Source organism: Pseudoxanthomonas sp. LjRoot204_2 (assembly GCF_056175765.1).
In genome coordinates this window covers 1-10,179 of record NZ_JBGFFG010000083.1, presented here as the reverse complement: position 1 = coordinate 10,179, position 10,179 = coordinate 1, and the positions used below count along the sequence as shown (strand labels likewise).

General features: G+C 64.1%; 7 protein-coding genes. 4 read left to right on the top strand and 3 right to left on the bottom strand.

Going from position 1 to position 10,179, the window contains the following annotated elements:
- Window positions 1-352 (top strand): SDR family oxidoreductase (locus AC04L7_RS05955; RefSeq protein ID WP_475512682.1); only part of this gene is annotated, 352 nt, incomplete at its 5' end.
- 773 nt (window positions 353-1,125) lie between these two features.
- Here AC04L7_RS05955 and AC04L7_RS05950 read toward each other — a convergent pair.
- Complete coding sequence (locus tag AC04L7_RS05950; protein WP_475512681.1) at window positions 1,126-2,937, bottom strand: peptide MFS transporter; 1,812 nt, start codon at window positions 2,935-2,937, stop codon at window positions 1,126-1,128.
- Between the two features lie 112 nt (window positions 2,938-3,049).
- Here AC04L7_RS05950 and AC04L7_RS05945 point away from each other — a divergent pair, with 112 nt between their 5' ends.
- The 3 genes from AC04L7_RS05945 to AC04L7_RS05935 all read left to right on the top strand — a co-directional run bounded on the left by AC04L7_RS05945 (window position 3,050) and on the right by AC04L7_RS05935 (window position 8,486).
- Window positions 3,050-4,999, top strand: coding sequence for an OPT family oligopeptide transporter (locus AC04L7_RS05945; protein ID WP_475512680.1), 1,950 nt, complete (start codon window positions 3,050-3,052; stop codon window positions 4,997-4,999).
- Window positions 5,000-5,092: 93 nt separating this feature from the next.
- A complete protein-coding gene (locus AC04L7_RS05940; protein ID WP_475512679.1) occupies window positions 5,093-7,162 on the top strand; it encodes a dipeptidyl-peptidase 5 in 2,070 nt (689 codons plus the stop codon).
- A gap of 61 nt (window positions 7,163-7,223) precedes the next feature.
- Window positions 7,224-8,486 carry a DUF819 family protein gene (locus AC04L7_RS05935; protein ID WP_435999884.1) on the top strand — a complete coding sequence of 421 codons (1,263 nt, stop codon included), beginning with the start codon at window positions 7,224-7,226 and terminating at the stop codon, window positions 8,484-8,486.
- 138 nt (window positions 8,487-8,624) lie between these two features.
- Here the strand turns inward: AC04L7_RS05935 and AC04L7_RS05930 are convergent, their stop codons facing one another.
- Both AC04L7_RS05930 and AC04L7_RS05925 read right to left on the bottom strand, forming a co-directional pair.
- Window positions 8,625-8,849 carry a YbdD/YjiX family protein gene (locus AC04L7_RS05930; RefSeq protein WP_142123676.1) on the bottom strand — a complete coding sequence of 75 codons (225 nt, stop codon included), beginning with the start codon at window positions 8,847-8,849 and terminating at the stop codon, window positions 8,625-8,627.
- 3 nt (window positions 8,850-8,852) lie between these two features.
- Window positions 8,853-10,179 (bottom strand): carbon starvation CstA family protein (locus AC04L7_RS05925; RefSeq protein WP_475512678.1); only part of this gene is annotated, 1,327 nt, incomplete at its 5' end.

The following is a 10,179-nucleotide window of genomic DNA, read 5'->3' as shown; positions in this document are numbered from 1 at the left end:
CGAAGTGAAGGTTGTCGCCGACCAAATCGGGACGCCCACCCCGGCGTACCTCATTGCTGGCGTTACGGTCGAGGTGCTCGACAACCCTGCTGCGGGAACGGGCACATTCCACCTCACGGCACGTGGAGAAACGAGTTGGCATGGCTTTGCCGAAGCGATTTTTGAGGAAGCTATGGCGCGCGGACTAATTTCCCGCGCGCCCCGCCTGCTCCCCGTTACCACTTCCGAATATCCGACTCGCGCGCGTCGTCCGGCCTACTCCCATCTGGATGTCGGCAAGCTCGAGCGGATGCTCGGACATCGACTGCCTGATTGGCGTACTGGGTTGCGGCAGGTGTTAGATGGGCGATGAAAGCGATGCTATTGCCTGCAACATAGTCGTGTGACTTTGAAGGCACGTGGCTTCCACGGAACGATAACGCCACTGGAACGCCTAGGGTGAAATGGGTATATGCGATCGTGCGACGCAGCGATCGTGAGCTGCATGGTACTTGGGGGGCCGCCGCTGAGTTAACTTTCACAGACATAAAGCTGTCATCTGAGGGCGAGTTCCTCGCCGCACGGTACAGCGGGAGGGCCGTGCCGGGCTGTATTGGAGGAAAACAGGTGCGACCAGTGTGATCTTGGCTGAAAGAGTCGCGCGGTATTTCCTGTTTGGTTAATCCCTAGCGCGGCTGTCCTGGATGAATGCTGTTGGTTCGAATAAGGGTAGCCTGCTGGGCAATCGGGCGTAAAACGAGGCGCCCCGCACCATCTCCAGTCGAATAGGTCGGAGGCTGCGGCGGCTTTCTGGGGAATACGCTTCCCGACACTGATCGCGATATCAGTGTGACGATCCGGCCTCTCGGTGATGATGTCCTGTACAAGTTCAGAAAAGATGGGCGTCTATGATGGGGCTCGCGCGCGGCTAGCGTGGGCGCCGGTGCAGAAGCGCGACCATCTGGCTGGTGGTAGACATCGTGCGATTCGCTTATGGAGGAACTCGCAGTAATTTCAATAGGCTCTACTAGCGTGAAGGTGATCCATTGAAGTGGCGACGTTTATCAGTTGCCACTTGGTGGCGCAACGGCAAGGTAAGACGTCATGTAAGCGCAGCCACCCGTCGCCCTACCATCGCAAGGCCGGTCAGTCCGTCGTGCGCATCGCCCGCCGCAACCACGGCGAGGCCAGCAGCGCGATGACGGCGCATCCCAGGCCGATCCACATCATCAGCCAGAACAGGTCGGCGAAGCCCGTGGCCGCGTGCGCGATATCGAGTGCGCCATCGTCCGGAATATCCATCGCGGCAAGTTTGCCGAACTGTGCGGCAAGCGTTTCCGAGAATGCAGTGGCGAGCAGCCACATACCCATCATCGAGCTCACCACGCGCGGCACCGACAGTTCGGTGACRGCGGCCAGGCTCACCGGGGCGAGGCACATCTCGCCGATCTCGAGCAACAGGTAGGCCAGCACCAGCCACCACACGCTCGCGACTACGCCAGTGTCACCCACCTGTTGCGCCGCGAGTGCCAGCGGGATGAAGGACAGGCCGCCGAACAACAGGCCCAGCGCGCCTTTCACCGGTTTGGACGGATCGAGGCCGCGTCGCCCCAGCGTGGCCCACAGCCACGCGAATACGGGCGCCAGCACCACCAGGAACATCGCACCCAGGTAGGTCAGTGAGCCGGCCGTCTGCGGCAGCACCAACGAGTCGCGCAGCACCAGCACCACCATCAGCGCGGCCGTGCCGAGGAACAAGGCGCGCGGCGGCCCCGTGCGCGTGCTCCGCTCCGACCAGCGCGACGCGATCACGAACGACAGCGGCATCGCCACCAGCGCCCAGGTGGACCACGGCGCGCTGCCGAGGARGAGCGCGATGTTCGCGGTAAAGCTATCCGACCAGACCACCACCGATGCCGGCTGTACCAATGACGGGAACAGGTCTTTCGTCAGCATCCGGTCGGTGAACATCACCCACGAGCCATACGTCTGCTCGTACAGGGTGAAGAACACCAGGCACATGAAGATCAGCGCCATCAGCGCCAGCATCTGGCGACGCTGCACCGGCGTGCATTGCGTGGTGATGAACCAGAGGAACCACGCCAGCACCGTGGCCAGCACCAGCAGCATCAGCGCTAGCGCTAGCGAGAATTCGCCGCCCAGCGCGAACGCGCCGTTGGCCGCCGCCCACATCAGCCACGCCACGGGCAGCACGCCCAGTGCTGCGCCCGCGTAGATCAGCCATTCCCGTGGAACTCCCAATACCGCTACGCGCAGTGCCGCGCGCGAGGGTGGTTCGGCGTGGCCCTGCAGGTAGCGCTGGCCCCAGAGGAACATCGCCAGGCCCAGCAGCATGCCGATGCCAGCGGCGCCGAAACCGTACTTCCAGCCCAGTGTCTCGCCAAGATAGCCGCACACCAGCGAAGCGAGCAGCGCGCCGAGGTTGATACCCGCATAGAACAGGCTGAAGCCGCCATCACGGCGCGGGTCGCCCACCGGATACAACCGGCCGACGATGCCGGTGATGTTGGGTTTCAGGAAGCCCACGCCCATGACGATCAACGCGAGCGACAGGTACATCGTGCGCAACGCGCCTTCATCGCGCGTGACCACGCCAGCGTCCATGGTCGCCGCCGCGCCTTCGAGCGCCATGCCGGCATGGCCGGCCACCAGCAGCAACCCACCGAAGACCACCGCCTTGCGCATGCCCAGCCAGCGGTCGGCCAGCACGCCGCCGATCACCGGCACGCAGTAGACCAGTCCGCCGTAGGCGCCGATCAGGTCGTAGCCCGCGCCGTCGGCGAACAGGTGGTACTTGGTCAGGTACAGCAGCAGCAGCGCCTTCATCCCGTAGAAGGAGAAGCGCTCCCACATCTCGGTGAAGAAGCAGACGTAGACCCCCTTGGGGTGGCCCAGGAAGTCGTCGCGGCCAGTGGCCGCGGGGGCGAGGGGGGTCAAGGGCCGCTCCGGCGTGGATTCCGCGGCGAGTATAGCGACGGCGAGCGTTCCGGCTGGACTTGCCGGGCAGCGGACGCTAGCGTGTCGGCTTTCCGCAATTCGGGAACATGCAATGAGCTCGGGGACCCCGCAACTTACCTTCCGCGCCGTCGTGCTGGCCATCGTGCTGGCCGTCGTGCTGTCGGCCGCCAACGCCTACCTGGGCCTGTTCGCAGGCCTGACTATTGCCACGGCCATCCCGGCGGCGGTCGTGTCGATGGGCGTGCTGCGCCTGCTGGGCGGCGGCACGATCCTTGAGAACAACATCGTGCAGACCGGCGCCTCCGCCGGTTCGTCGATCGCGGCCGGTGTGATCTTCACGATTCCCGCGCTGATCATCCTCGGCTACTGGCAGGACTTCCAGTATTCCTGGGTGCTGGCGATCGCCGGCCTGGGCGGCCTGCTGGGCGTGCTGTTCTCGGTACCGCTGCGCCGCTCGATGATTGTCGAGGAGCCGCTACCGTTCCCCGAAGGCAAGGCCGCGGCCGAAGTGTTGAAGGCCGGTGAGAACCCTGGCCCCGGTCTGAAAATCCTCGGCCTGTCGGCAGGCATCGGCGGATTGGTCAAGCTGGCCGCCGAAAGTGGCTTCCGGATGATTCCCGACAATGCGGCGGGTGCAGGCTTTTTCGGCAAGTACCTTGGCTACATGGGCACCGGCTTGTCTCCTGCACTTCTGGGCGTCGGTTACATCGTCGGCTTGAACATCGGCATTGTCGTGCTGTCGGGCAGCATCCTGGCCTACAACGTGGCCATCCCGTTCTACCATGCGTTTCTGCTGAATTCGGATCCTGCTCTGGCGATGCAGGTCGCTGGCAAGACGGCCGCAGAAGCCGCTGCGATAATCCGTGCCGAGAAGATTCGTTACCTTGGTGTCGGCGCCATGCTGATCGGCGGTATCTGGACGCTGTTCTCGCTGCGCAAGTCGCTTCTTTCCGGCGTCAAGAGCGGCATCGCGGCCGCCCGCGCGGGCTCCGGCGGCGCCGACGTGGCCGAGACGGAGCGCGACCTGCCAATGAAGTGGATGCTGATCGCACTGGTGCTATTCGTACTGCCGCTGCTGGCGCTCTACCAGGCGATCGTCGGCAACTTCTTGGTCAGCGTGCCGATGACGGTGATCATGATCGTCGCAGGCTTCCTGTTCGTCTCCGTGTCAGCATATCTGGCGGGTCTGGTCGGGTCTTCGAACAACCCGGTATCTGGCATCACCATCGCGACGATCCTGTTCGCATCCGTCGTGCTGATGTTCCTTCTTGGCAGCGACTCCAAGATCGGTGCCGTGGCGGCCATCATGATCGGCGCCGTTGTCTGTTGTGCAGCGGCGGTAGGCGGCGACAACTTGCAGGATCTGAAGGCCGGCTATCTGGTCGGAGCGACTCCTTGGAAGCAGCAGTTGATGCTGGGCATCGGCGCATTCTCCTGCGCGCTCATCATGGCACCGGTGCTCAACCTGCTGGACCAGGCGTACGGTATCGGCGATCCGACACGCCCGGGCTCGCTGCAGGCGCCGCAGGCCACACTGATGGCTTCGGTCGCGAAAGGGATGTTCGGTGGGCATCTGCCGTGGGAAATGATAGGGGCGGGCGCGGTGATCGGTGCCCTCATCATTGCGTTCRACGGCTGGCTGAAAGCTCGAAACTCCAGCTTCCGCGTCCCCGTTCTGGCCGCCGCGATCGGTATCTACCTGCCGTTGGAATTGATGGTGCCGATCTTCCTGGGCGGTCTGCTGGCCTGGCTGGTCGAGCGCCGCCATGGCGTGGTTGGGGCGGAGGAGGAAGTCCGCGATCGCGTCCATCGTCCCGGTGTCCTGTTCTCGGCCGGCCTTATTACCGGCGAGGCCCTGATGGGCATCTTCATCGCGATCCCCATCGTGGTCAGCGGCCGAGCGGATGTGCTTGCGCTGCCGGAGCAATTCCATTTCGGACAGATCGTGGGTCTGGCGGTCCTGCTGGCAGTGGGCTGGTTGATCTACCGTACTGGCGCCAAGTCGAAGGCACTGGGCGACGCCGAACCCGGCCCCCGTTAAGCCAACACACGGCGCAAGGGCGTGACCTCACGCCTTTGCGCCCCGGCGCGCTTAGCGCCTACCATCGGGGTTTCCCTGTTGCCGGAGCCCCGGATGAAGCTGAAATCCGCCCTGTTGCCCCTTTGCCTGCTGGCAGCGCTGCCGTCGCTCGCCGCCGCCCGCGGCCTGGACGTGCGCGACCTGCAGAAGCTGGACCGCGTCTCGTCGCCGGTCCTTTCGCCGGACGGTGGTACTGTCGTGTTCGCCAAGCGCATCGTCGATGCCGAGGTGGTCAAGGCCAGCAGCAGTCTGTGGATCCGCAACCTGCTGACCCGCGATATGGCACCGCCCAAGCGGTTGACGCCGGAGGGCTGGAGCGTCAACTCGCCGTCGTTCTCGCCAGATGGCAAGACGATCTACTTCCTCAGCGGCAAGTCCGGTGTGCAGCAGCTGTATTCGATTCCGGTCGCCGGCGGCACGCCGCGCCAGCTGACGGCGTTCGCGCTGGACGTCGCCAGCTACAAGCTGTCGCCGGATGGCACGCGCCTGCTGTTCAGCGCCGACACCTTCGCCGACTGCAAGGCGGACTTCGCCTGCACGCAGAAGAAGCTCGACGACACCGCCGCACGCAAGACCTCTGGCGTGGTCTACGACGGCCTGTTCGTACGCCATTGGGATACCTGGGCCGACGGCCGCCGCAGCCGCTTGTTCGTGGCCGCGCTTCCTGCAGGCAAGGCCAAGCCGGTCGCCAGTGCCACCTCGCTGACCGACGGTCTGGACGGTGACGCGCCTTCCAAGCCTTTCGGGGGCGCGGATGAATACACCTGGTCGCCGAATGGCGGCTCGGTCGTGGCCGCCATCCGTGTCGCAGGCAAGTCGGAAGCATGGTCCACCAACTTCGACCTCTACAAGATCGCGACGGATGGCAGCAGCGCGCCGGTCAACCTGACCGCCGCCAATCCCGCGTGGGATACCGGTCCGGTGTTCAGTGCGGACGGCAAGACGCTCTTCTACCGCGCGATGAAGCGCCCGGGTTTCGAAGCCGACCGCTTCGGCTTGATGGCGATGGACCTGGACAATGGAAAAGTCCACGAAATCGCACCGAACTGGGATCGCAGCGCCGACAGCATCGTTCTGTCGGATGACGGTGAAAGGATCTACACCACCKCGCAGGATATGGGCGAGCATCCGCTCTTCTCGGTGGAGATCCAGAGCGGCCAGGCCCGCAAGATCGTCGGCGACGGCAGCGTTTCGGCGTTCGACATGGTCGGCAAGACGCTGGTGTTGTCGCGCAACACCTTGAAGTCCGGCGACGTGATCTACGCCACCAGCGATGATGTCGGCGCCACCCTTCGCGCCATCACGCCCAGCGCCGATGAGGTCCTGAAGGATGTCTCGTTCGGCGACTTCGAACAGTTCAACTTCAAGGGTTGGAACAACGAGACCGTGCACGGCTACGTCGTCAAGCCGCACGACTACGTGGAAGGGAAGAAGTACCCGGTGGCGTTCCTGATCCACGGTGGCCCGCAGGGCAGCTTCGGCAATGGTTGGAGCTATCGCTGGAACCCGCAGACCTACGCAGGCCAGGGCTACGCGGTGGTGATGATCGATTTCCACGGCTCGACCGGTTACGGCCAGGCCTTCACCGATGCGATCAGCCAGCACTGGGGCGACCGCCCGCTGGAAGACCTGCAGAAGGGGTGGGCGGCGGCGCAGAAGCAGTACGCCTTCCTCGACGGCAAGAACGCCTGCGCGCTGGGCGCCAGCTACGGCGGTTACATGATCAACTGGATCGCCGGCAACTGGAACGAGCCGTGGAAGTGCCTGGTCAACCACGACGGCGTGTTCGACATCCGCTCGATGGCATACGTCACCGAGGAGCTGTGGTTCACCGAATGGGAGAACGGCGGCACCCCGTACGACGTGCCGAAGAACATCGAGAAGTTCAATCCGGTCAACCACATCGCCAAGTGGCGCGTGCCGATGCTGGTGGTGCAGGGTGAGAAGGACTACCGCGTACCGGTGGACCAGGGCCTGTCCACGTTCACCGCGCTGCAGCGCAAGGGCATCGAATCCAAGCTGCTGTACTTCCCCGACGAGAACCACTGGGTGCTCAAGCCGCAGAACAGCATCCTGTGGCACGACACCGTCAATGCGTGGCTGAAGCAGCACATCGGCCGCTGACGCTTTCTCGAAAGGGCCGGTCATGCCGGCCCTTTTTCTTTGACTCAAGGAGAACCCGCCGATGGCGATCGAAGCCACCGAGACTTCCACTGCGCTCATCCAGAACGATATCGTCCTGTTCGGCCTGATCGCCGCCACGCTGGGCGTGGTGTTCTGGACGTCCTCGCGCGAGACGGGCTTCTTCAAGAAGTTCTACACGTACGTGCCCGCGCTCCTGCTGTGCTACTTCATTCCCGGCATTTTCAACAGCGTCGGCCTGATCGACGGCGCCGCCAGCAAGCTCTACAACCCGGTCGCGAGCCGCGTACTGCTGCCTGCGGCATTGGTGTTGCTGACGCTGACCATCGACCTGAAGGGCGTGCTGAAACTGGGGCCGAAGTTGCTGGTGATGTATGCGGGTGCGTCGATCAGCATCATGATTGGCGCCTGGGCGGCATTCTGGCTGATGGGATTGATTCACCCGGAAACCGTCGTCGGCGACACCTGGGGCGGCATGGCGGCGTTGGCAGGCAGTTGGATCGGTGGCGGCGCCAACATGCTGGCGATGAAGGAGATCTTCGATGTCAATGAAACGACCTTCGGACAGTTCGTCGTCGTCGATGTTTCTGTTGGTTACGTCTGGATGGCCGTGTTGATTTTCCTCGCCAACCGCGCGCAGGCGATCGATGCACGCACGGGTGCGGATACGCGCGCCATCGAAGACCTGAAGCAACGGCTCGCCAGCTATCAGAAGCAGCACGAACGTGTCGCGTCATTGTCCGACCTCATGGTCATCCTCGGCATCGCCTTCGGGGCGGTCGGCCTGTCTCACGCCATTGCGGGGCCGGCATCGTCCTGGTTCGCTGAGAACGTCTCGTGGGCGAAGCAGGTCAGTCTGCACGAGCCTTTCGTGTGGGTCGTCGTGCTCTCCACGCTGATCGGTCTTGGCCTGAGCCTGACGCGTGCGCGTACGTTGGATGGCGCGGGCGCGTCAAAGATCGGCGCCTTGTTCCTGTACATCCTGATCGCCTGCATCGGCATGCAGATGGACATCGGCTCGCTTGCCGACAAGCCTTGGCTGCTGGCGTTGGGACTGATCTGGATCCTGGTGCACATCGCGCTGCTCGTGCTCCTCGCCAAGCTGCTGCGCGTGCCGTTCTTCTATTTCGCGATGGGCTCGCAGAGCAATATCGGCGGGCCGGCATCGGCCCCGGTGGTGGCGTCGGTGTTCCATCCCTCGCTCGCGCCGGTCGGTGCGTTGCTGGGTGCGCTGGGCTATGCGACTGGAACGGTGGCGGCGTACGCGGTCGGCGTTGGCTTGCGCGCAATGGCGGGGCAGGGTTGACGCACGCTTTTCTGTAGGAGCGACGTAAGTCGCGACCGGAAGCATCAACGTCGCGACTTACGTCGCTCCTACAAGGGAGCAATGGAAAAAGGGCGAAGCCACTGGCTTCGCCCTTTCTTGTTTGCCTGCCGGAATCGATCAGCAGCAGCGGAACCCGCTCCTGCCGCCGAATCGCGCTTCCTGCCGTTCGCGGAAGAACGTCTTGTAATCCATCGGCTCGCGGTCCGGGTGCTTCTCCAGCACGTGCCGGACGTAGTTGTCGTAGTCCGGCACGCCGCAGCATAGCCGCGCGGTCTGCACCAGCCTCCGCCACACACGCTTGTGCGTGGCGAAGTGCGAGAGCGGAACGAGTTCCGTGCCCATGGCTTACAGCCAGGCCTTCTGCTGTTCGTCGGTCAGCGCGACGTACGGCGACTCGCGATCGGTACGCACGCTGCTGGCGCGCGCCTTCAGGATCGCCTTGACCGCATACAGCAACACGCTGAACACCACGAACAGGAACAGCACGGTCAGGCCGGTGTTCACGTAGCTGTTGATCACCACCTGGTGCATCTGACCCATGCTCTTGGCCGCGCCGAGCAGCTGGCCGTCGGCGATGGAGGCCTGGTACTTCTTCGCCTGGGCGACGAAGCCGACCGCGGGGTTGCTGTCGAAGATCTTGATCAGGCCCGCGTAGGTCGTGCAGATCAGCAGCCAGATCGCGGGGACGACGGTGACCCACGCGTAGCGGTCGCGCTTCATCTTGAACAGCACCACCGTGCACAGCATCAGCGCGATACCGGCGAGCATCTGGTTGGMGATGCCGAACAGCGGCMACAGCGTGTTGATGCCGCCCAGCGGATCGACCACGCCCTGGTACAGGAAGTAACCCCACAGCGCGACGCAGCCGGCGGTGCCGATGACGTTCGCGCCCCAGGAGTCCGTCTTGCGCAGCGGCGGAATGAAGTTGCCCAGCAGGTCCTGCAGCATGAAGCGGCCGGCACGCGTGCCCGCATCCACCGCGGTCAGGATGAAGAGCGCTTCGAACAGGATGGCGAAGTGGTACCAGAACGCCATCATCGCGTCGCCGCCCGGCAGCGCGTCGTGCAGGATCACCGCGATGCCCACCGCGAGCGTCGGTGCGCCACCGGCGCGCGAGATGATCGTGCCTTCGCCGATGTTCTGCGCGGTCTGCGTCAGCATTTCCGGCGTCACCACGAAGCCCCAGCTGCTGACCTTCGCGGCCACGTCCACCGCGGTCGTGCCGATGGCCGCAGCCGGGCTGTTCATGGCGAAGTACACCCCCGGCTCGATGATCGAAGCCGCGACCAGCGCCATGATGGCGACGAAGGATTCCATCAGCATGCCGCCGTAGCCGATGTAACGCGCATGCGTTTCGTTGGCCAGCAGCTTGGGCGTAGTGCCCGAGGAAATCAGCGCATGGAAGCCAGACACCGCACCGCAGGCGATGGTGATGAACAGGAACGGGAACAGGCCGCCCTTCCACACCGGGCCATCGCCGGTGCTGGCGAACTGCGTGAACGCCGGCATCTTCAGCGAGGTTACTTCCGGGCTGGCGATGACGATGCCGATGGCCAGCGCGACGATCACGCCGATCTTGAGGAAGGTCGACAGGTAGTCGCGCGGCGCCAGCAGCAGCCACACGGGCAGCACGGCGGCGACGAAACCGTAGCCGATCAGCATCCAGGTGATC